The organism is Paenibacillus sp. MB22_1, from assembly GCF_047200555.1.
In the GTDB taxonomy this organism is placed as follows: Bacteria; Bacillota; Bacilli; order Paenibacillales; family Paenibacillaceae; genus Fontibacillus; species Fontibacillus phoenicis.
Map to the genome: position 1 here is coordinate 2,345,519 of NZ_JBLADV010000002.1, position 22,966 is coordinate 2,368,484.

Genomic DNA, 22,966 nt, shown 5'->3' on the forward strand with positions numbered 1-22,966 from the left:
GTGTATTTTCTTCCGCTTCAGATATTTTGCTTTATAATAGAACCCAGGCAATGGCTTGAACGATGACATGAGAGGTGGAGGGTGCATGAAGACGACAGAGCTGGCTGTTCCCCGATTAGGGGTGGGCGCGGTCATTCGGAATGATCGGGGAGAGATTCTGATGGTGCTGCGTAATCGGGAGCCGGAAAAGGACACTTGGAGCATCCCCGGCGGCAAAATCGATATCTATGAGACGATGGAGCACGGCGTTGTGCGGGAAATCAAAGAAGAGGTGAACCTCGACATCGCAGTCATTGGGGTACTGTGTACGGCAGAGACGATCCGACCGGAAAAGGCAGAGCATTGGGTCTCGGTGATTTACGAAGCGGAGATTGTTGGCGGCGAGCTGCGGAATATGGAGGAAGGGGGCGCGATCGGGGCGATCGACTGGTTCCCGCTCCATCGCTTGCCGGACAAGCTGGCTAGTTTCACAACGGCTGCGGTTGCGGCGTTAAGGCAACAGAAGTAGGCGGGGAAAAAGAAAAAGGGGAGACCTGTTCCATCAACGTGGAATCAGATCTCCCCTTCCGTTTGGTGCGCGTTGTTATCCCCGCTTGGCCAATGACAGGCGAAGCTCGCGCCGCAGCCCGCGCACCTGCGCGTACACGGCGACGAGCTGCGTCAACAGGCCGGCGATGCATACACCGGTCCAGCCGAAATGCGCATAGCTGAACGAGCCGATCCCGGAGCCCAGAGCTCCGCCGATGAAATACGATACCATATAGATCGTATTGATACGGTTGCGGTACTCGTCGCTGATGGCGTGGATGCGGGCCTGGTTGGAGATCTGCGTCGACTGGACGCCAAGGTCGAGCAGAATGACGCCGACAACCAGGCCCGCCAAGGTGTAGCCGAAGCCGAGCATGCAGGCGTAGGCGAGGATCACCGCGCCCATGCCGATGGCGATGGTGAAGCGCGGACTGCGCCGATCGGCCATCCGCCCGGCGATCGGCGCAGCCAAGGCTCCGACGACGCCAATCAGGCTGAACAGACCGGCCGCGTCAGGGCCGAGGCCGTAGTGCGGTTCGGCCAGCAGGAACGACAGCGTCGTCCAGAACACGCTGAAGGCGGCGAACATCATGCCGCCGTTCAGCGACGCTTCGCGAAGCAGCGGCAGATCTTTAATGAGTGACGCCATCGAGCGGAACAAATCCCCATACCCGGCCGTTGCCACGGACGGGGACTTGGGCAGGCGGAACGCTAAGAAGAAGGCCAGAAGGATCATGAGTCCGGAGGCGATAAAATAAACGGTCGGCCAGCCGAGATATTCGCCAACGAGCCCGCTGAACGTCCGGGAGACGAGAATCCCGATCAACAGTCCGCTCATGACAGTGCCGATGATTCGACCGCGCTCCTTTGGGTCGGCCAGCTGTGCGGCGAGCGGCACGATCAGCTGCGGGACGATGGAAGTGAAGCCCACGGCGAAGGAGGCGACGCTCAGGATGATGCTGTTCCAGGCAAATGCCAGAAACAGCAGGGCGCCGGCGGAGCAGACGAGCATGAACAGAATCAGCGATTTTTTCTCACGGATATCGGCCAGCGGCAGGATCATCAGCATCCCCAGGGCATAGCCAACTTGCGTCAAAGTGGCAGCGTACCCGACCTGGGATTGCGTAACGCCAAACGAGGCGGCAATTTCCGCCAGCAGCGGTTGAATGTAATAGAGATTCGCCACGGCGATGCCGGCGGTGACCGCCATGGTCAACACGAGAAACCGACTCAGCCGAATCGGCGTGCTTTCCGTACTTTCGGTAGGCATGTTTTCTCCAGCCCCTCCTTTCGAGATTTTGGACAAAAAAACAACCTAAGTCCTGTGGAAACGGGGCTTAGGTTGTTTCGCGTAGGGACACTTAACTTACGGCAAAATGTTCCCCGCAGCACGGTAAATTTCGTACCATTCCTCGCGGGTCAAACGGATGTCGCTGGCTTTGATGCAGTCCTTCAAGCGGTCGATGTTCATCGTCCCGATGACCGGTTGCATTTGGGCCGGGTGACGCAGCAGCCACGCGATGGCGATGGTCGTATTCGTGACGCCGTATTTCGCGGCGATTTCGTCAATTTTCTGGTTCAGCTCAGGGAACTTCTCGTTGCCGAGGAAGACGCCTTCAAAGAAACCGTATTGGAACGGCGACCACGGCTGAATCGTGATATCGTTCAAGCGGCAGAAGTCCAGCACGCTGCCGTCACGGTTAATGGCGGCTTCGTTTTCCATATTTACGTTAATGCCGGCCGAAATCATCGTCGTGTTCGTGATGCTCAGCTGCAGCTGATTGGCGACGATCGGCTGTTTGACGTATTTTTGCAGCAGTTGAATTTGCATCGGGTTCTGGTTGGACACGCCGAAATGGCGTACTTTGCCCGCGGTATGCAACTGGTCGAACGCCTCCGCAACCTCTTCGGGTTCTACCAGGGCATCGGGACGATGCAGCAGCAGCACATCGAGATATTCGGTTTTCAGACGCTTCAGAATGCCGTCCACCGACGACAAAATATGCTCTTTCGAGAAGTCAAAGAACCCTTGGCGGATGCCGCATTTCGATTGCAGGATGATTTTCTCCCGAATTTCTGGATTCATGTGAATCGCATCGGCGAAAATCTCCTCACAGGAGCCGCCGCCGTAGATATCCGCGTGGTCAAAAAAGTTAGCGCCTTCTTCCAGCGCGGTTTGGACGAAACGTTCCGCTCCGGCTTTGTCCAGCGAGTTAATTCGCATACAGCCGACGGCAATGACAGGGACCTCCAGCGTGCTCGTACCAAGCTTGATCGTCTTCATTAATCGGATCCTCCTCTATGGTTAGGAATAGATGATTTATTCACCCGGGCCGGATATGTAAAAATATGAGATCGAATCCAGTTCCATCGATGGCGCCTGGATGCCCCCATCATTGTGACATAGAAAAACGGCGGATTCAAGAGCAGGGCAACGCGTTAAAGAAAAACAGCCCAAAAAGGCCGCCGGATCATAAATCCGGCAGCCGAAAGCGGAAAGGAAGGGAAGCCCCTGACCGTTAGCGGAGGGCTTCGCTGGTAGCAGCAACGCGTTTGTCTTTCAGCACGACGTTGTTGCTGTACAACATCGAGTCGCTGCTCAAACGGTAAGTTGGGTAATTCTCATGGGCAAACAAGCGTAAGACGTCATCAAACAAAATTTCTTGCTGGCGATCCACCAAAAAGGTGAAGCCGCCCGATTCAAATGCGATATCAGTAGGAAGCGGCTCGCTGACCAAATGCAGCGAATAAACGCCGGCTGCGCTGCACCCTTCCGATTCGCCAACCAGCTTGAAGTACCCCGGCTGGCCGCCTAGGCTTTGCGCAAGTTTTTTCTTTCGTCAGGTTCGTCATGTCTACTCTCATTCGACACACATCCTTTAGCCTCTATTTATATTTAGTAAAATTAAATTTCCTACAATTTATTTATAAACAATTTAATGAAAGATGTCAAGTGGGGGAAAGATCACTTGTACGCCGAAGACCTGAGCGAAAGTATGCAGCTGATGGAATGGGTTTGGCAACGGGATGACAGAGCACTGCGGAACCTTGGACGCTACGAATATTTTATTCGCGGCAGCGAGGCGCGGGCGGGAAAGGATTCGCTTTTTTAGAGAAAAAAGCAAAAAAATTTAGATAATAATGATTTTCATTCTCAATTAGATATGATACGATGGTTCCATCCAAGTAGATCATTTACTTTGTTTACGTGATAAAAAAGGAGAGGTAACGACGATGGAACCAACCGTATATGATGTCACGATTATCGGAGGCGGCCCTGCCGGGTTGTATTCGGCCTTTTATAGCGGCTTGCGCGAGATAAAGACGAAGCTGATCGAGTATCAGCCTTTTCTTGGAGGCAAAGTGAATGTGTATCCGGAGAAAATGATTTGGGACGTCGGCGGCCTGACGCCGGTCACTGGAGAACAGCTGATCCAGCAATTGATCGAGCAGGGAATGACGTTCCAACCGGAAGTTGTGCTAGGTGAAAAGGTGACTTCGATTTCTCGGGGCGAGGATCGCATTTTTACATTGCATACTGCATCGGGAGCCAAACACTACTCCAAAACGATCATCCTGGCCATCGGCGGCGGGATTCTGAAGCCCACGAAGCTCGACATCGAAGGGGCGGAACGATTCGAAGTGACGAATCTCCACTATACGGTGAAATCGCTGGGCCGGTTCAAAGGCAAAACCGTGCTGATCTCCGGCGGCGGGAATACCGCGATCGATTGGGCGAACGAGCTGGCTCCGATTGCGAAGAAGGTCTATCTGACGTACCGAAAAGAAACGCTGAAAGGCCACGAGGCTGAGGTGACGAAGCTGATGAAGAACGATGTGGCTTGCCTGTTGAACACGTCGATCGTGAAATTGACCGGCGCCAAGGGCGGAGATTCCATCCGCAGCGTATGGATTCAAAACCATGAGGACGGCTCCATCGTCGAGCTGGAAGTGGATGAGGTGGTGGTCAGCCACGGGTATGAACGGGATAAGGCGCTGCTGGAAAACAGTGAAGTCAAGATCGAAATGGCGAACGAGTACGGCGTAAAAGGAACGGCCATGAGTGAAACCACGGTGGAGGGGATTTTTGCTGCGGGGGATATTTTGTCTTATGAAGGCAAGCTGCATCTGATCGCTGGGGCTTTTCAGGATGCGGCGAACGCTGTGAACCGAGCCAAACAGTACATCAACCCGGAGGCAGAGGCATATGGAATGGTCTCCTCGCATAATGATCTGTTCATTGAAAAAAATCGGGAGCTGAAGAAGCAACTGTTTGCGACAATGGCAGAATAACCGAATCTACTACATATGGATGCGCTTACCTGAATTGGGTAGGCGTATTTTTTTACCCTTTTACTGCTTATGTGCCATAAAAGTGGGAATATATCGAAACCTCACCCAATAGATATAAAGTCAGCAGCTTGTATAGGCTCCTTGAAAACTATGAACGGTGAGGGAGATGAGAGTTTGAGCAAGAAAGTCGTTGCAGGAATCTTAAGCTTCCTCCTGGCATTTACGCTGCTTCTGCCGATGGCAGGAGCCGAAGGCGACGCTTTGGCGGGAGCCGATGCAAGGAGGGACGGCGTTCCTCGGCTGAATCAGGACGTCGTGACGCAGGAAGTGCTGCGTAAGCAAGTATCGGACGTTCAGCTGAAAGGCAGAGAGCAACGGGAGGTTTTGGGCCAAGCCTCTCCCGCAGGCAATAAGTTGCAGCTGGAACGCCAGAACGCCGAAGCGGCTGCGGTTCAACCGCAAAACTTCGTTCCGCTTACGGACGGCAGCGAGTTAACGACGGTAATCGTCGAGCTGCAGGAAGCGCCGTTAAAGGTGTTCGAGGCTAATGAAAACAAGCCAATCGCTGAGCTCCCATAGGAAAGCGATCGATTTGCAGCAGCAAACGTTTAAGACGCAAGCGATTGGTAAATTGAAGGCCAAAATTAAGCGCGAATACGAAAATATTTTTAACGGGTATTCGTTAACACTTCCGGCCAATGAGATCGAAAACCTGCTCAAGCTTCCGGGAGTGAAGGCCGTTTATCCTAACGAAACGGTCTATGCCACGGAGGAGAATGCGTCTCCAACTGCGCCGATGGACAGCGTGACGTTTATTGGCAGCGATAACTTCTGGGCCGAAGGAAATGAAGGTCAGGGGATTAAAGTGGGCGTTATCGATACCGGCGTAGCGAAGGACCATCCCGATTTGGCGGATGCGATTCCGGAAGGGTATTGGGGTTATGACTTTGTGAACGATGATAACGAGCCCTACGAAACAACGAAGCAGGATTATTTGGATGCACGTAAGCAGGATCCTTCGTTACCTGAGTTTGATGAAGATGGCAGAGCTTACTATACCTCGCACGGCAGCCACGTCTCGGGGATTGTCGCCGGTCGCGGCGTAGGCCTAGACGAACTCGCGGGGACCAAAGGGGTTGCACCTGAGGCTGAAGTTTATGCCTATAAAGTGTTAGGTCCATACGGCAGCGGTTCGACGGAGAATGTGATTGCCGGGATCGAGCGTGCGGTCGTGGATGGCATGGACGTCATCAACCTGTCGCTGGGCTCCAACACGAATAACCAGCGCTCCGCTGATTCCATTGCGGTGAACAATGCGGTGAAAGCCGGCGTTGTGGCGGTGGTATCCAGTGGTAACTCCGGACCGGGAGACGCCACTGTGACCGATCCGGGCAGCTCGGAGCTGGCGATTACAGTCGGCGCATCCAAGCCGCCGCTGATCACGCCGATCATGCGGATCCCAGAGATGGGCGGAGAAGGCTTCTTTATGGACACGTTTGATAAATCCGCCGGGATTGAGGATTTGACCGAGTCTTATCCGTTGGTGGATGTAGGACTTGGGAAAGCCGAAGATTATGTTGGTAAGGATTTGACCGGGAAAATTGCTTTTATCAAACGCGGTGACATTTCCTTTGCGGAAAAAGCGCTCAACGCCCAAGGCGCGGGTGCGGCGGCCGCGATTGTGTTCAATAATGCGCCGGAAGCATTGGAAAGCGGGACGTTGGGAGACGCCGACGTTCAAATCCCCGTATATGCCCTTTCTGGAGCATATGGGAACCGAATTCTTGACGCGCTGAAAGAACAGGAGCTGTCTGCAGAATTCAGTACGACAGTAGAAGAAGATATTATGGCGGGCTTTAGCTCGCGTGGACCAGCCAAACCGGGGTATGACCTCAAACCGGACATTTCCGCACCAGGGATGAGCGTTCGCTCCAGCGTGCCGGATTATGAAGGCTGGTATGCCGCTCAAAACGGCACCAGTATGGCCGCGCCGCACATTGCAGGTGCAGCAGCCCTCGTGCTGCAAAAATATCCAAACCTGACGCCTTATGAAGTAAAGTCCTTATTGATGAATAATACCGTTAAACTCAGCGATCGGAACGGTGACCGCTATACCCACATGGATCAAGGGGCCGGTCGGGTCGCGCTGGATCAGGTTCTGGAGGCCAAAGCGGTAGCGATGGCAGAGGATTCGACGCCTTATGTGGATGGGGATCTCCCGGAAACTTTTTATACGGGCAGCCTGTCGTTTGGATATGTTGGCAACGGCTTTTCTGCCAAACAACATGTGATCGTGAAGGACATCGTCGGGGAGTCCACGACCTACACGGTCAGTTCGCATTGGTATGGCAATGCATCGATTGACCTAACCTTGTCTGCGGCAGAGGTTGCGGTCAGCGCTGGCGGTGAAACCCGCTTTAACGTGACAGTTGCCGTACCGGAAGAAGCCGCCAACCAGTGGTGTGAAGGTGAAGTGATCTTAACTGAAACGGCAACCGGACATGTGATCAACTTGCCGGTATCGGTGTATGTGGGCGATACGCCGCAGATGGATGTAGTGACGGATGTTGGTATGACCAACAACCCGATTTCACCGAATAACGACAGACTTTATGATACCACTGACATCTCGTTTACAGTGAACGAATATGCCGATTATTTCTCGCTGGAAGTCCATGATCTGAACGGAAATTGGCTGGGCGTGATCATTGAAACCGATGAAGGCATTGATCCCGGCAGCTATTCTTTGAGAGGTTGGGACGGAATTATAACTAATGAATATGACGACGACGTGTTACTTCCTGATGGAGGCTACCTGCTGGTTCCTTATACTGGAACATCCTTATTTGACTCCGTACCATCGGAAGACTCGGCGTATGTCTTCTTCGTCGACACGACGGCACCGGTATCCCAGCTTAGTGATCCGCCTTTGAAAGTGAAAGCTTCCGGTCAAACGGGGGTCATCTCCGGCGAAGTGACGGAGGATATGCTGATTAATTATCTCGTGAACTTCGGCGGGCTGGATATGGAGCTTGTGATTGGTGTCGAGGCGTGGTTTGCAGATCCAGAGGGCAATGTAGATTATCGGTTTGGCACTATTGATAACCAAGGGAATTTCAAAATTGAGGTTCCCGTATATCCTGGCGACAACGAATATGAAGTGTACATCTATGACTTGGCCGGGAATGGGTTCTGGGATCCGGCACATGTGTTTAGCTACAACCACGCTACAGAACCGGAATTGATCGTTGACACTGAAAATCTGACGCTGCAAGCAGGAGATACCGAACAACTCACCGTAACGTATAAAGCGGCAAACGGTGAGGAGAGCGACGTCACAGTAGCAGCAGAATATTCCGTAGCTGACTCGACTATCGCAACAGTTGACCAAGGCGTCGTAACCGGGGTAGCAGAAGGAACGACCACGATTGAAGTTGCGTACGAAGGAATCTCGAAGACCGTTAATGTAACCGTAACCGCTGAAGGCAATGAAGAACAACCAGAGCTGCGGGTGAATCCGGAGAGCTTGGATCTTCAAGTAGATGAAGTTCAAGCGCTCACCGTAACGTATAAAGCGGCAAACGGTGAGGAGAGTGACGTCACAGCAGCAGCGGAATATACCGTGGCGGACTCCACGATCGCGACTGTCGATCAAGGTATCGTGACCGGGGGAGCGGAAGGAACGACAACGATTGAGGTTGTGCACGAAGGTCTCTCCCAAACTGTTCTTGTGACTGTTACTGCTGAAGGCGGCGAAGAACCAGAACCAGGGGAACCTTCGCTGATCGTTACACCACCTTCTCTGACTCTGAAAGTTGGAAAAAGCAACCAGTTAGCAGTGACTTATCGGGATGCGGATGGCAATGAAACCTCTGTGACAGATGCGGTATACGTATCGAGAGATCCGCTGATTGCTGCCGTTTCAAGTACGGGACTGGTTACGGCCTTGAAAGCAGGCTCTACCACGATCGACGTGACTTCCCAAGGTTTGTCGAAGTCCGTCCAGGTCACAGTCACCCCAGCTGACCCGCCTAACAATGGCGGCGGAGGCAATGGCGGAGGTAATGGCGGCGGCAACGGTGGCGGAGGCGGATCCAGCAGCGGCGGTTCCACTTCTACGCCAACCACGACACCAACAACGACGCCAACTAAACCAGCAATACCTAAGGATGCCGTAGCCATCAAGGCAGGCGAACCAACGGTGGTGAAGCTGCCAAATGGGTTTACGTTAACGATTCCGGAAGGCGCGATCACTTCCCCGGATGCCGCTTATGTCCAAGTCACGCCGGCAACCGAGGAAGAAACGAAGAAGCTGCTGGAAGGATTGAAGCTGCCAGCAGAAGTTCAACCGTTTGGAATCTATTATGATATCAACATTTTAGCGAAAGACGGGAAAGCGCTGGAAAATATCCAGCTCAGCAAGCCAGCCGAAGCCGCAATCCCGCTGACGGCATTGAATCCTGAAGCAATCCATGGCGGGAAGATCAGCCTGTTCAAGCTGGGGGACAACGGAGAATTAACTCAATTCTTCGGACGATTGAAGGACGATAAAGTGGTTGCGAACCTGTACGGCTCTAGCCGTTACATCTATCTGGCCAAGAACGTCACCTTTGCTGATGTCACCCCAGCGAAGTTCGCTTGGGCGGTGGATGCGATCGAAATTCTGGCATCGAAAGACATTCTCGCTGGATCCATCGACAGTAACTTCCATCCGACATCGCAAGTCACTCGGGCGGAATTCGTATCCATGCTGGTTCGGGCACTGGAATTGAAGGCTGATCCAAACGCAGCTAGCCAGATTTCCTTCCTTGACGTTCCTGCAGGAAGCTGGTACGAGGAGGCCGTGAAGTTTGCGACATCCAAGGGGCTGATCAGCGGTTATTCCAACGGTACTTTTGCGCCGGACCAACCGATTACTCGCGGTGAAATCGCAGTGGTTTTGGCGAAGGCGCTGGAGGTCCTGGGCCAATCCGCAGGGGAAGGCGGAGCGAATCACAGCTTTGCCGATCAAGCTCGCATTCCAGCTTGGGCCGCCGAGGCGGTAGCCAAAGTCACGAGCCTTGGCATCATGAACGGCAAGGCGGGGAACCGCTTCGAGGCCGAATCGCCAACGACCCGAGCTGAGGCAGCCGTCGTGGTGTACCGCATCTTCAAAGATTTTACCAAATAAGATTTGAACGTTCCGCCGTCGGTGCGCATGATGCCGGCGGCGGTTTTCATATACATGAGGTAAGGTTCGATCTCACCGAAGGAGCGTGGACAAGTGGAACAGAAAGTACGTCGTTATCATGAACTAAAACAGCTGCAGAAAGAAACGGAGCAAGAGCTGGCCGCATTACGTGGCGAAATTTTAGAACATTTTCAGGAACAAGGCATTTCGGAGCTGGACGTGGGGGAATACCGGGTTAGAACCATCCGCCAGGAACGGAAGGAGTACGATGATCGTAAGCTTTACGAAGCGCTTCCCGATCCTGGCGTGTGGCGTTTGGTTTCCAAAGCGGACGCCCAGAAGATCGCCGGACTCGTGAAGCTGAACGTAATCCCCGAGGAAAAGCTGGAAGGAACGTTCTCCATCAAACAAGTCACGCTGGTGCAGGTGGACAAGAAGTAGCGACGCAAAGCCGGAATTAGTCCGGCCGCCGCGTTGCCCCAGGACTGGCTGTCGACACAGGGATGGCTTGGCGATTCCGGCGCAAATCCAGCGGCGCTTGGTGGTACCATTTTTTGAATTGATGATAAAAATGGCTGACGTTCTCGAACCCGCACTCCAGGGCGATTTCCACCACGCGCAGCTCCGTCGTCAGCAGCAGGTTGCGGGCTGCGCTCAGCTTCAGCTGGTTCAAATATTCCGTTGGCGTCTGCTGCAGATATCGGCGGAAGGCGCGGTTCACGTGGCCGATGCTTCTTCCGGACAATTCATACAAGGCGGGAAGCCCGCGGTGGAGATTTTCTTTCAGCTGCATTTTGCTGAGTGCATGCTCCAGCCATAATGGAATCTCCTCCTGCTTGACCGGATTCGGGTTAAAAAAGTAACGGGTTAGCAGGTCGATCAGTCCGCTTTTGAGGACGAGGCGGGCCTTCTGTTTGTCGATGGAGGACAACAGCTTGATGCGTTCGAATAAGGCGACGAATTCGCCAACTTCGGTTGGCGACAGCAGGGCCACCTGGGGCAGATGCGATTGCAGCAGCCGCTCGGCGATCTCTTCCTCCCCCAAAAAAGCCATCGCTTCGTCCATCAAGCTATGCCGGCAGGGAACATTGTAAAACCGGCAGTCCTCCTCCCCGTTCCGCTCGTATCGATGGATATCCTCCGGCCGGATGAAGACCAGGCAACCCGCCTGTAGCAATTGGGTCTCCCCATTCACAACATGGCGGCAGCTCCCTGCTTCAATTACGAAAAATTCATAGAAATCATGGGTATGCTCCGGCGAAACCTGAGACAAGGCCTCCACCCGAAACGGGTTGACCGGCACCTCCGGATCAATGTAGTTTTCCTCGGTATATTTCAGCATGGAAGACACCTCTCCACAACAAGATGATGTTAAAATAGCACATGACTTAGGTGAAGACAATACAAGAAAATATCCAGCCTCTTTAGTACAATCAAACCATGGTCAGGATAAAAAAGTACATGAGGAGGCAAAACAATGCTGCTTGTCGACTTGGGCGGAGCTTGGCGGATGAAACGGCTGGACCAGACGGAATGGCTCCCGGGAACCGTGCCGGGTTCGGTTTATTATGATTTGTTGAATGCCGGACAAATGCCGGACCCGTATTACCGCGATCAGGAGTACGAGGTACTGGAGCTTTCGAAATACGATTATGAATATGAACGGACCTTTCAGGTGGACGAGCCCACGTTGGACCATGACCGGGTGGTGCTGCTTTGCGAGGGGTTGGATACCCTGGCTGAGGTGTACTTGAATGGGACGCTCATTCTGAACGCAGACAATATGCACCGGACGTACGAAGTTGACATCAAATCGCAGCTGATTCTCGGGGAAAATCACATTCACGTGATTTTGCGTTCGCCGGTTGAATACGTGCTGCGCAAGCAGGCGGAACGGCCGCTGATCGGCTGTGCTGACGCCGTGCCGGGGATTTCCCATCTGCGTAAGGCGCATTCGATGTTCGGCTGGGATTGGGGGCCGCAGCTGCCAGACCTCGGGATCTGGAGGGACATGACCATCCGCGGTTACGATCGTTCCCGGATCGAAGATGTGTACATCACGCAAACCCACGAGCCCGGCAAGGTCAGCTTGGATGTACGCGTGCGGACGGATAGCTGGGCGGAAGGGAACCGGGAGATCACGGTCCGCGTAACCAGTCCGTCGGGCCATGTGCTGGAAACCCAGGTTTCGGAGCAAAATGAGCAATCCACCGCTGGGGCAAATGGCACTCTCCGAGAGCGGCATATTCCGGTAGAGATCCTAAATCCGGAGCTGTGGTGGCCCAACGGGCTCGGCGAGCAGCCGCTATACGAAGTGGAGGTTGTGCTTAGCGAGCAAGGCCGGGAGCTGGACCGGCACGACCTGCGCATCGGCCTGCGCACCCTGACGGTGCTGCAGGAAGAAGACGAATGGGGCGAATCGTTCCAGTTTGTCGTGAACGGGATTCCGTTCTTTTCCATGGGGGCGGATTATGTTCCTGAGGACAACATCTTTCCGCGGCGCAGCCGAGAGCGGACAGAACACCTGATCCGCAGCTGTGCTGAAGCCAACTTTAATACGATCCGCGTCTGGGGCGGGGGACATTATCCGGAGGATTATTTTTACGATTTATGTGATGAATACGGGATCGTGGTGTGGCAGGACCATATGTACGCGTGTGGCGTCTATGAGTTGACCGAGGAATTCAAGGCGAACATCACGCAGGAGACGATCGACAATATGAAGCGGCTGCGCCATCACGCATCGCTGGGGCTTTGGTGCGGGAACAACGAGCAGGAGATGGCCTGGGATGAGTGGAATTGGGCGGAGCAAACCTCGCTGCAACTGCAAGCGGACTACATCAAGATGTATGAGGTGCTGCTGCCGGAGATCGCGAAGGAAATCGATCCGAATACGTTCTACTGGCGGGCCTCGCCGTCCTCGAAGGGGAGCTTCGACAAGCCGAATGACGAAAATTACGGGGACATGCATTACTGGGATGTGTGGCACGGCAAGAAGCCTTTCACCGCCTACCGCACCATCTACCCGCGTTACATGTCGGAGTTCGGGCTGCAGTCATTCCCGTCGCTGAAGACGGTGGAGACGTTTACGCTACCGGAGGACCGGAATATTTTCTCTTATGTAATGGAATCTCACCAGAAAAACGGGACGGGGAACGAAAAAATCCTCTACTACATCGGGGAAACGTACCGTTATCCCAAGGATTTCTCGTCCCTGCTGTATGCCTCCCAACTGGTTCAAGCCGAAGGCATGCGTTGCGGAGTCGAGCATTGGCGTCGCAACCGCGGCCGCTGCATGGGGGCATTGTACTGGCAGCTCAACGACATTTGGCCGGTAGCCTCTTGGTCGAGCATCGATTACTACGGCAGATGGAAGGCGCTGCAATATGAGGCCAAGCGCTTCTTTGCTCCCGTGTTGGCGTCGGCCTGCGAGGAAGGTACACGAGTCGCCTTGCACGTATCTAACGAAAGCAAGCAGACCGCGAAGGGCAAGCTGGTCTGGACGCTGCGGAATGCCTGCTCCGAAGTGCTTCGGCAGGGAGAACGGGCGGCGGAAGTCGCTCCGTTTACCAGCGTGGAGCTGGAGCAGCTTGATTTTGCCGGAGAGCTGGACACCAAAGCGAAGCTGCGGAGCACCTATCTCGAATATGCTTGGGAGGAAGACGGAGAGATCGTCAGCGGCGGCACGGTCCTGTTCGTCAAAGCGAAGCATTTCGAATTCGCCAATCCGAACATTCAAGCCGTGATCACGGAGGCGGAAGACCGCTTTACGATCACGCTGACCGCAGAAGCGTATGCTCGGTTCGTAGAGCTGGATTTTACGGGGCTGGACGCCATCTTTAGCGACAATTATTTCGATTTGTCCGGCGGATCGAAGAAGACGGTCACCATCGCCAAATCGACTCTGAGCCGTCCGGCGGCATTAACCGAGCTGCAAGAGCGGCTCACGGTTCGCAGCGTGTTTGATATCTAAACCGCAGAAGATAAACGGGGGTGTTCCTTAGGGGCCCCCCTTTTTTAAGCAGATGATCTTCAAAATGACATATCCGTCGTAAAAACAACATATTTACCCCTCATGCTGCAATCGCCTATCGTTAGGAGGAACAAGCATAGAGGGGGAATAGCGATGTTACCATGGTTTGAAGACGCCAAGCTGGGGATCTTTATCCATTACGGGATTTACGCGGTTGACGGTGTTTCCGAATCTTGGTCCTTTCATAACGGCGTGATCTCGTATGAGGATTACATGAAACAATTGGACGGGTTCACAGCTTCCCGGTTTGATGCCGACCACTGGGCGGAATTGATCGAGAAGTCCGGGGCGAAGTACGCGGTGTTGACGACGAAACATCATGACGGCGTAGCGCTGTTTGATACCCAGTACAGTGATTTGAGCGTGGTCAAGCGAACGCCGGCCAAACGTGACATCGTTAAAGAGTATGCCGAAGCGATAAAGAAACGGGGAATTCGACTAGGTTTGTACTATTCGTTAATCGACTGGTCCCATCCAGACTATCCTAGCGTGTATCCAGGCGGTGCTGTGCCTGAGGATCTAAGCCAGGTTAACCGTTTCTCGGAACCGCTGGACGGTAAACAGGACGAGGCGAAGTGGCAGAGGTTCTTGCAGTTTAATCGTCATCAGTTGAGCGAACTATTAACGAAATATGGCAAGGTTGATCGATCCGAGACAAGCTGTCATTTTGCTTGGGTTAGGCGATTGGATACGCGCGCATGAAGAAGCCGTGTATGGAACTGTCGAAGGGATCATGACCCGCTATTGGTTAGGCGGAAGCACGTTAACGAAAGATCGGAAGACGTTATATCTGTTCGTTTACGATGACCCGAAGGAAAGCGTCTGCCTCAAGGGCTTATGTAATCCGATTCAAAAAGTGACCGTGCTCCATTCGGGCAAAGAACTGAAACATGAAATTCATGGCGGTGTGCCCTGGTTTAATATCCCGGGAACGACGTGGATCTATTTAACGCCTGAGGATTGTCATGAGCATGTTACCGTTCTGAAGCTGGAGTTTGCTGAGCCAGTCGAAATGTACGGCGGTTCGGGTGCGGTTGTCACCCATAACTAGAGTAGGGAGAAGCATTGGGCGTACGTCGGTCGGCAGGTCCAGGCCTGTCGTCCGGGCCCGTTTTACAGGATTATCCCGTTTGATCAGAAGATAGGCAAAAGGTAAGATCGTACCCCTCCGACCAAAGCCGACGCAGGTTGTCCGCCCTTTCCTCAAGACCTCCAGGCAATCCTCCTCGTTAGCAAAATCGTCTGCAAAATGGTGGAAACCGATTCCACCGTTACCTCCAAAGTCCTTTCCTCTCTCGTGAGAAAAATAGGTACATATCGTTTGTCTGGACGATTTATCGCAAACATATGCTCATCTTTTTTACCTCATTGGGCCCCCTGACCAAAGGGGATAATCCTGCAAAGAAGGGGAAAAGAGGGGCCCGCATCTTTCCCCACTCATTGGAGCCATTTGACGATGCGGGTGGACAGCCATTGGCAGAGCAGGGCTATGAGATATTGCTCAGCCACAAGCCCAGACTCATCGGCAGGCGGCGGACATGCCAAAGATGCATTCTAGTCCATGTTTTGTTGTCAGAGAAAATTTGTTGTCAGAGAAAAAGGGTTTATAGAGAGATACATGGAATTAAAGTTTTATACATACTTTGTTTGTTCTGAAAAGCGGTCACCGAGAAGGATTTGTTCATCAGCTATGCACAAAACGAGCGGGTTATCCGAGTACCTAGCGATATCCAAGCCGGTTGGCGATAAGCAGGAGCCTACCAATCTCGAGGTGACTTTCTCCTACCAGGCGATTCTTTCGTTCGGCGGCACGGTGAGCGTGCAAAGCGCACCCGGAGCGGGGACGAAGTTTACGATTAGCTTGCCGATCTATAACTGTGAGGAAGAAGCAAAGGGGATGAATGAAGGATGAACAAATCCGTCGGAGAGCTTGCGGCCAAAATTGTGCTCTGTGTCCTGTTGTCTAGTGTGATTTTATTCTTAGGATTTTTTGCCGGTTTAATCGTGTCATTCTCCGGCGGAGCGGTGTTCTATACGCCTTTGGTGCTGGTTGCGGCGGCCGTGTTGGTCGTCTTTCTGGCTTTCTTTATGTTCTTGCCGGAGCGGCACCGTCGCAAGTTGTATTTCTCGCTGCTTGCCGTCGTGATCTTGGGCGGCTTGACAACAGGGGGATACGAGATTCGCAAAGCTTACCACAACAGCATTCCGGTCGTCAGCGACCAGGAGGTAGATATGAGGCCGTATCGGCCGTTTGCGGACACGGGGAAGCTGGCCGTGCTGCCGGAACCGTCCAAATTGACATTAACGGAGGATTTACCGCGGCTTGACGGAGCAACGGCACTTTATCCTCTGTATGCAGCGTTTGCGCAGACCGTATATCCGCGCCAGGATTATGATCTCTACGACAGCGAGGTCATGGTGAATACGACACCTGTGGCTTATAAGAATTTAATCGAAGGCCGGGCGGATATCATTTTCGCCGCCGCGCCGTCGGAGGGGCAAATAGCCGCCGCCCGCAAGGAAGGGAAGGAATTAAAGCTCACCCCGATCGGCCGTGAGGCGTTTGTCTTTTTCGTGAATGCGTCGAATCCGGTAACCGGGTTAACGACGGAGCAGATCCGTGGGATCTACTCGGGGGAAATTACCCGATGGAGTGAAGTGGGGGGCCGCGATGAGCGGATCCGCGCGTTTCAGCGCCCGGAGGACAGCGGAAGCCAGACGATGCTGATACGGGTGATGGACGGACGGGAGCTCGCCAAACCGCCCAAGGAGAATGTGGCCTCCGGGATGGGTGGCATCATTTCGCGGACCGCGGATTACCGCAACTACAAAAACGCGCTGGGCTATTCGTTCTTGTTTTATGCCACCGAGATGGTGAAAAACGGGAATATCCGCCTGTTGGCCATCGACGGCGTGAAGCCGGAACGAGCGACGATTGCCAGCGGCGAATATCCGTTTGCGGCCGAGTTTTACGCGGTAACGGCGGGCAGTGACAATCCGAACGTGGAGAAGCTGATCGAATGGATTCGCTCCCCGCAAGGGCAGTATTTAGTGGAGCAAACGGGCTATACGCCGCTCGCCCCCTAGGACGTATTGACACTCGAATTGGGGATCGATAAACTAAAAACTAGGAATTAGCACTCTTCCTTGTAGAGTGCTAATATGTTGTAAGACAAGTTCCCCCATGGGGTGAAAGGAAGGAGATCCGATTCATGGCGAAAAAGCAGTTTAAAGCAGAATCTAAACGACTGCTGGAAATGATGATCAACTCGATTTACACACAGCGGGAAATTTTTCTGCGTGAGCTGATTTCGAACGCCAGCGATGCCATTGATAAGATTTATTATCGGGCGTTAACGGATGACAAGCTGGTATTTAACAAGGACGACTATTTTATTAAGATTAAGCCGGATAAAGCAAACCGCACCTTGACGATTTCCGATACCGGGATCGGCATGACCAAGGAAGAGCTGGAGAAGCACCTGGGGACTATCGCCAACAGCGGTTCGTATGCGTTTAAGAACGAAAATGAACTGAAGGATGGTCATAACATTATCGGGCAGTTTGGTGTCGGCTTCTATTCCGCATTTATGGTCGCCGACGTGGTTACCGTGATCAGCCGGGCGCTGGGTTCGGACGAGGCCTACAAATGGGAGTCCAAAGGGGCGGACGGCTACACGATCGAACCGTGTGAGAAGGAAACGGTGGGTACGGATATTATTTTGAAGATCAAAGAAAACTCCGAAGACGACCAATATGACGAATACCTCGAGGAATACCGTCTGAAGTCGATTATCAAGAAATATTCGGATTTCATCCGTTATCCGATCAAGATGGACGTCACGAGCAGCCGGCCGAAGGAAGGCAGCGAAGGCGAATACGAGACGTACACCGAAGAGCAAACCATCAACAGCATGGTGCCGATCTGGCGCAAGAACAAATCCGAACTGACGGAAGAGGATTATGTCAACTTTTACATGGAGAAGCGCTACGGGTTCGATAAACCGGTATCGCATATCCATATCAAGGCTGACGGCGCGGTCGTGTACAATGCGATTTTGTATATTCCGGAGAAGACGCCGTTTGACTATTACACCAAGGAATACGAAAAAGGGCTGGAGCTCTACTCCAACGGCGTGCTGATCATGAATAAGTGCCCGGATCTGTTGCCGGACTATTTCAGCTTTGTCAAAGGGATGGTCGATTCCGAGGATCTGTCGCTCAACATTTCTCGGGAAATGCTGCAGCATGACCGCCAGTTGAAGTTGATTGCGAAGAACATCCAAAGCAAGATCAAGAGCCAGCTGCAAACGCTGCTGAAGGAAGACCGTGAGAAATACGAGAAGTTCTACGCTTCGTTTGGCCGCCAGCTGAAGTTTGGCGTGTACAACGACTACGGCATCAACAAGGACGTGCTGCAGGATCTGCTGCTGTTCACTTCGTCCAAGGAGAAGAAGCTTGTTACGCTGGATGAATACGTCTCCCGCATGCCGGAAGACCAGAAGTATATTTATTATGCTGCCGGTGAATCGGTAGAACGGCTGGAGAAGCTGCCGCAAACCGAGCTGGTGCTGGATAAAGGATACGAGATCCTGTATTTCACCGACGACATTGACGAGTTCGCGATCAAGATGATCATGAAATACAAGGATAAGGAATTCAAATCGGTATCGAGCGGTGATTTGGGCATCGAAGCCGAGAATTCCGAAGATAAGGCGAATACGGATGAGAACAAGGAATTGTTCGCCGCAATGAAGGACCTGCTGGCGGGCAAGGTGAAGGAAGTTAAAGCGTCCAAACGTCTGAAATCCCATCCGGTCTGCTTGTCGACGGAAGGTGAGCTGACGATCGAGATGGAAAAGGTACTGAACTCGATGCCAGGCTCGAACGGCCAGTCGGTTAAAGCCGAAAAAGTGCTGGAGATCAACGTGAACCACGACGTCTTCCAGTCGCTGAAGAAGGCTTACGAGAGCGACAAAGAGAAGCTGGCCTTGTACACGAACCTGCTGTACAATCAGGCGCTGCTGATTGAAGGGCTGCCAATCAACGATCCAGTTGAATTTACGAACGATATTTGCAAAGTGATGGTATAAGCGGAAGAACCACCTTCCTCCGAAAAATGCGGGAGGGTGGTTCTTTTATTTTTGGCCTGGAATATGCCATCATGAGGGTGGGGGCGATACAGGGTGTTTCATGAATTTAAGCTTGTGGCGGAAACGCCGGTTTACGTACAGGTGAAAAATTATATCAAACGGCTGATGATGCAAGGCGCTTTGCAGGCTGGGCAGAAGCTTCCCTCTACACGGGAGCTGTCGGAGTTGCTGGGCGTCAGCCGGGGCAGTATCATTGCTGCCTATGAAGCCTTGCAGGATGAGGGGCTAGTGTATGCTGTCACGGGGAAAGGGAACTTCGTCGCCGAGGTCTCTGCACCAAGCGGGCAGGCGGTCCCCACCTGGCGGATGGATTGGCGCGAGCGGATGAATCGGCAAGCCCGGCTGTCCGTGGAGCTCGACCATATGAAACGCAGCAGGCCCGGCCTGCGGGCGGCGAAAGGCGCCATTTTGTTTACGAGTATCGCCCCTGACGAGGAGCTGTTTGATCTGGAGAACGTCAAACGCGCATTCTTGGATCGGATGGCGGTGGAAGGCCGCGTCTTATTGAACTATGGATACGCAAAAGGATATAAACCACTTATCGATTATTTGCTGAACTATATGGAACGTAAAGGCGTGGATCTGCAAGGCAAGGATTTGCTGATCACCAGCGGCTTTACGGAAGGGCTGGACATCGTGTTGTCAGCCCTGGGGCGGGATGGCAGTGCGGGCGGACGCATGTTATGCGAAAACCCAACGCACCAAACCGCGATCAAAAATTTGCGGCGGCACGGGTTCGAGATCACCGGGATTCCGATGGAGCCGGACGGCCTGGACCTGGCAGCGCTGGAGCGCGAGCTGAAGACGCAGGCTTTTGACGGCGCGTTCCTCGTTCCTTCCTATCATAACCCAACCGGGATCGTGACGTCCGCTGAGAAACGGCTGGCGATACTAGAGCTGCTCGGCCGCTACCGGGTGCCGGTGATCGAGGATGGATTTAATGAGGAGCTGAGGTATTCCGGCTCCCACGTCGCGCCGTTGATTGCGATGGCAGGGCAGGGGAACGGCGTGGTGTATTTGGGAAGTTTCTCGAAGGTGCTGTTCCCGGGGATTCGTGTCGGCTGGATCTTAGCAGACTGGAAGCTGATCGAGGTGCTGGAAAGCGTCAAACGGGCGCGCAGCATTCATACCTCAACGTTGGACCAATCCCTGCTGTATCAATACTTGCTGAACGGGAATCTCGAAAAATATCTGAAACGGGCCAGGGCCGAATATCGGCGGAAGTACGAATGGACGAAGGCCTGCTGCGAGCAGTACGTGCCATTCTCCCGGTTGTCGGGCAGCGGCGGGTTACATTTGTTCCTGGAGTTTCCGGAGGAGTTCGATACGTGGAAGCTGCTCGAGCTTTGCGCGGATCAGGGCGTCCTCTTTACTCCGGGGGATATGTTCTACGTTGACGGCGGAGGACGGAACACGATGCGAATTGGTTTTTCGCGGGTATCCGAGGAAGACATCGAAAAGGGGATTCGCCTGATCGGTGATACGGCTACAAAGCTGTTAGGAGATCAGAGTTAGCAACGGGGTAGTTAGGTGCTGCATGGACTTAAACAACGGGTGAAGGAGAGAAACAGGATGAAGGTAGGCGTAATTATGGGCGGCGTCTCCTCGGAGCGCGAGGTCTCGCTGATGACGGGGAAGGAAATCGTGGGGAAGCTGGACTCCAATAAATATGAAGTGATACCGATTGAGCTAACGAAGCGCGAGGAGCTGATCGACCGGGTGAGGGGGATTGACTTCGCTTTACTGGCGCTGCATGGTGTTTTTGGCGAGGACGGTACCGTACAAGGCGTGCTGGAGACAATGGGCATCCCGTATTCGGGCAGCGGCGTGTTGTCCAGCAGCTTATGCATGGATAAGAATCTGACGAAGAGGCTGCTGCAGACTGAAGGGATTGCGACGCCGGACGGGGCCTATCTGGAGCGGGCCATGTTCGCGGACGGAACGTGGGAACCCAAGATGGCGGGGCTCGCGTATCCGCTGTTCGTCAAGCCGAATGCAGGAGGCTCCAGCATCGGCGTCCAGCGCGTCGACCGGCCGGAGTTGTTGCGCGGTGCGCTGGAGGAGGCGTTCCGCTGGGGCGAGTCTGTGCTCGTCGAGTCCATGGTGTCCGGCCAGGAAATCACCTGCCCGATCCTGGACGGGGAGCTGCTTCCGGTGCTGGGCATCCGGGCGGCCAATGGAGCGGAGTGGTTTGACTACGAAGCCAAATACAGCGACGGCGGGGCGGAGGAGAAGCCGATCACGCTGCCTCCCGACGAAGAGACGCGGGTACGGGCGGCAGCACTGGCGTGTTATCGGCTGCTGCAATGCCGCGTTTATGCCCGGGTCGATATGATTCTCAAGGACGGTGTCCCTTACGTGCTGGAGGTAAATACGCTGCCGGGGATGACGGCGAACAGCCTGCTGCCGCGCAGCGCCGCTGCTGCTGGCATCAGTTACAGCGAACTGCTCGACCGGATCATCGAGCTGTCGCTGGCCGAGCGAGGGAGCGGCGTTGCTGCCACATAAAATAAGAGACCCGCTGGTTGCGGATCTCTTGCTCTTGTTGAATGCGGCGAAATCGCCTAGTTAACTGGGGAACTGGGCAGCTCCAGCGCTTGCTCAACAGGCACATACTCGTAGTGAAGGTCCCGGGCAACAGAGGCGTACGTAATCGCACCAGCGGCGACGTTAACGCCTTTGCGCAGAGCTGCCCGTTCACTGAGCGCCGTGTAAAGGCCCTTCGAGGCGATCTCCAGCGCATAAGGCAGCGTAGCGTTGGCCAGCGCCAGCGTAGAGGTGCGCGGTACGGCGCCCGGCATGTTCGCCACGGCGTAATGCACGACGCCATGCTTCACATAGGTCGGATCGGAATGGGTCGTGATCCGGTCGACCGTTTCGAAGATGCCGCCCTGGTCGATGGCCACGTCCACGATGACCGAGCCGGGGCGCATCGCCTTCACCATGCTTTCGGTGACCAGCTTTGGCGCCTTGGCACCGGGGATCAGCACCGCGCCGATCACCAGGTCGGATTCAGCAACCGACTCGGCGATGTGCTGCGGATTCGACATCAGCGTCTGCACGCTGGCGCCAAAGATGTCCTCCAGCTGCCGCAGGCGATCCGGATTCAGATCGATGATCGTCACGTCGGCGCCTAGGCCGATCGCCACTCGGGCTGCGTTCGTGCCAACGACGCCTCCGCCGATGATCGTCACTTTGCCGCGCTTCACGCCAGGCACACCGCCGAGCAGGATGCCTTTGCCGCCGTGCGGCTTCTCCAGGAACTGCGCCCCGATTTGCACGGACATCCGACCGGCAACCTCGCTCATTGGCGTCAACAGCGGCAGCGTTTTGTTCACTTCAACCGTTTCATACGCGATGGCGGTCACACCTTGATCTTTTAACGCTTGCGTCAGTTCCGGTTCCGGCGCCAGATGCAAATACGTGAACAGGATCAGACCTAGACGGAAAAAGCCATACTCCGACGGCTGCGGCTCCTTCACCTTCATCACCAGATCGGCCGACCAGGCTTCGGCGGCGCTGCCGACCACCTTGGCCCCGGCGGCCGCATATTCCGTATCCTCAAAGCCGCTGCCAGCACCCGCCTGGGTCTCGATCCATACCGAGTGACCTGCTTTCACCAGCGAATAGGCGCCCGATGGGGTCAGGGCAACTCGATTCTCATTATTTTTGATTTCTTTGGGGACTCCAATGATCATGCTGTAACCTCCTCTGTCAAACGATCTGACATCAGTATAGGACAGGAGCTGTGATTTTTGTTTGTGGCGATATGAGAAAAAAGACAGCCCG

Annotated in this window: 16 protein-coding genes and 2 pseudogenes; 13 read left to right on the forward strand and 5 right to left on the reverse strand. The window is 54.0% G+C overall.

Going from position 1 to position 22,966, the window contains the following annotated elements; translation table 11 throughout:
* Window positions 1-85: 85 nt before the first annotated feature.
* Window positions 86-508: an NUDIX domain-containing protein gene (locus ACL02P_RS22505; RefSeq protein WP_085170803.1), complete on the forward strand. Its 423-nt coding sequence runs from the start codon at window positions 86-88 to the stop codon at window positions 506-508.
* Between the two features lie 75 nt (window positions 509-583).
* Here ACL02P_RS22505 and ACL02P_RS22510 read toward each other — a convergent pair whose 3' ends face one another.
* The 3 genes and pseudogenes from ACL02P_RS22510 to ACL02P_RS22520 all read right to left on the reverse strand — a co-directional run.
* Complete coding sequence (locus tag ACL02P_RS22510; protein ID WP_412838115.1) at window positions 584-1,798, reverse strand: MFS transporter; 1,215 nt, start codon at window positions 1,796-1,798, stop codon at window positions 584-586.
* A gap of 96 nt (window positions 1,799-1,894) precedes the next feature.
* Window positions 1,895-2,812 carry an aldo/keto reductase family oxidoreductase gene (locus tag ACL02P_RS22515; protein ID WP_323075818.1) on the reverse strand — a complete coding sequence of 306 codons (918 nt, stop codon included), beginning with the start codon at window positions 2,810-2,812 and terminating at the stop codon, window positions 1,895-1,897.
* Between the two features lie 235 nt (window positions 2,813-3,047).
* Window positions 3,048-3,350 (reverse strand): annotated as a pseudogene (locus ACL02P_RS22520) (iron-sulfur cluster biosynthesis family protein); the annotation flags it as partial.
* Window positions 3,351-3,497: 147 nt separating this feature from the next.
* Between ACL02P_RS22520 and ACL02P_RS22525 the strand changes: the two are divergent.
* The 5 genes from ACL02P_RS22525 to ACL02P_RS22545 all read left to right on the forward strand — a co-directional run bounded on the left by ACL02P_RS22525 (window position 3,498) and on the right by ACL02P_RS22545 (window position 10,432).
* A complete protein-coding gene (locus ACL02P_RS22525) occupies window positions 3,498-3,641 on the forward strand; it encodes a hypothetical protein (RefSeq protein ID WP_174844486.1) in 144 nt (47 codons plus the stop codon).
* A gap of 121 nt (window positions 3,642-3,762) precedes the next feature.
* Window positions 3,763-4,821 (forward strand): NAD(P)/FAD-dependent oxidoreductase, encoded by a 1,059-nt coding sequence (locus ACL02P_RS22530; RefSeq protein ID WP_412838116.1) that lies wholly within the window; start codon window positions 3,763-3,765, stop codon window positions 4,819-4,821.
* A gap of 174 nt (window positions 4,822-4,995) precedes the next feature.
* Window positions 4,996-5,400, forward strand: a complete 405-nt coding sequence (locus tag ACL02P_RS22535) for a hypothetical protein (protein ID WP_412838117.1) — start codon at window positions 4,996-4,998, stop codon at window positions 5,398-5,400.
* The gene (locus tag ACL02P_RS22540) at window positions 5,369-9,991 is read left to right on the forward strand and encodes a S8 family serine peptidase (RefSeq protein ID WP_412838118.1); all 4,623 of its coding nucleotides are present in this window, start codon (window positions 5,369-5,371) and stop codon (window positions 9,989-9,991) included. Before ACL02P_RS22535 ends, ACL02P_RS22540 begins: the two co-directional genes overlap by 32 nt.
* A gap of 93 nt (window positions 9,992-10,084) precedes the next feature.
* Complete coding sequence (locus tag ACL02P_RS22545) at window positions 10,085-10,432, forward strand: hypothetical protein (protein ID WP_009224612.1); 348 nt, start codon at window positions 10,085-10,087, stop codon at window positions 10,430-10,432.
* A 16-nt stretch (window positions 10,433-10,448) separates the two neighbouring features.
* Here the strand turns inward: ACL02P_RS22545 and ACL02P_RS22550 are convergent, their stop codons facing one another.
* Entirely contained in the window at window positions 10,449-11,333 is an 885-nt protein-coding gene (locus ACL02P_RS22550) for a helix-turn-helix domain-containing protein (RefSeq protein WP_260069747.1), read from the reverse strand.
* A 135-nt stretch (window positions 11,334-11,468) separates the two neighbouring features.
* Here ACL02P_RS22550 and ACL02P_RS22555 point away from each other — a divergent pair, with 135 nt between their 5' ends.
* The 7 genes and pseudogenes from ACL02P_RS22555 to ACL02P_RS22585 all read left to right on the forward strand — a co-directional run bounded on the left by ACL02P_RS22555 (window position 11,469) and on the right by ACL02P_RS22585 (window position 21,685).
* On the forward strand, window positions 11,469-13,964 hold the full coding sequence (locus ACL02P_RS22555; RefSeq protein WP_412838119.1) for a beta-mannosidase: 2,496 nt from the start codon (window positions 11,469-11,471) through the stop codon (window positions 13,962-13,964).
* A 153-nt stretch (window positions 13,965-14,117) separates the two neighbouring features.
* Window positions 14,118-15,075 (forward strand): annotated as a pseudogene (locus ACL02P_RS22560) (alpha-L-fucosidase).
* Window positions 15,076-15,714: 639 nt separating this feature from the next.
* Window positions 15,715-15,936 carry an ATP-binding protein gene (locus ACL02P_RS22565; protein ID WP_009224616.1) on the forward strand — a complete coding sequence of 74 codons (222 nt, stop codon included), beginning with the start codon at window positions 15,715-15,717 and terminating at the stop codon, window positions 15,934-15,936.
* Entirely contained in the window at window positions 15,933-17,111 is a 1,179-nt protein-coding gene (locus tag ACL02P_RS22570) for a PstS family phosphate ABC transporter substrate-binding protein (protein WP_260069750.1), read from the forward strand. Before ACL02P_RS22565 ends, ACL02P_RS22570 begins: the two co-directional genes overlap by 4 nt.
* Before the next feature lie 125 nt (window positions 17,112-17,236).
* The gene (htpG, locus tag ACL02P_RS22575; RefSeq protein ID WP_009224618.1) at window positions 17,237-19,117 is read left to right on the forward strand and encodes a molecular chaperone HtpG; all 1,881 of its coding nucleotides are present in this window, start codon (window positions 17,237-17,239) and stop codon (window positions 19,115-19,117) included.
* A gap of 93 nt (window positions 19,118-19,210) precedes the next feature.
* On the forward strand, window positions 19,211-20,692 hold the full coding sequence (locus ACL02P_RS22580; protein WP_412838120.1) for a PLP-dependent aminotransferase family protein: 1,482 nt from the start codon (window positions 19,211-19,213) through the stop codon (window positions 20,690-20,692).
* A 57-nt stretch (window positions 20,693-20,749) separates the two neighbouring features.
* A complete protein-coding gene (locus tag ACL02P_RS22585; RefSeq protein WP_412838121.1) occupies window positions 20,750-21,685 on the forward strand; it encodes a D-alanine--D-alanine ligase in 936 nt (311 codons plus the stop codon).
* A gap of 56 nt (window positions 21,686-21,741) precedes the next feature.
* On the opposite strand, the gene ald is transcribed toward ACL02P_RS22585, so the two are convergent.
* Window positions 21,742-22,875 carry an alanine dehydrogenase gene (gene ald, locus ACL02P_RS22590; protein ID WP_412838122.1) on the reverse strand — a complete coding sequence of 378 codons (1,134 nt, stop codon included), beginning with the start codon at window positions 22,873-22,875 and terminating at the stop codon, window positions 21,742-21,744.
* Window positions 22,876-22,966 lie beyond the last annotated feature (91 nt).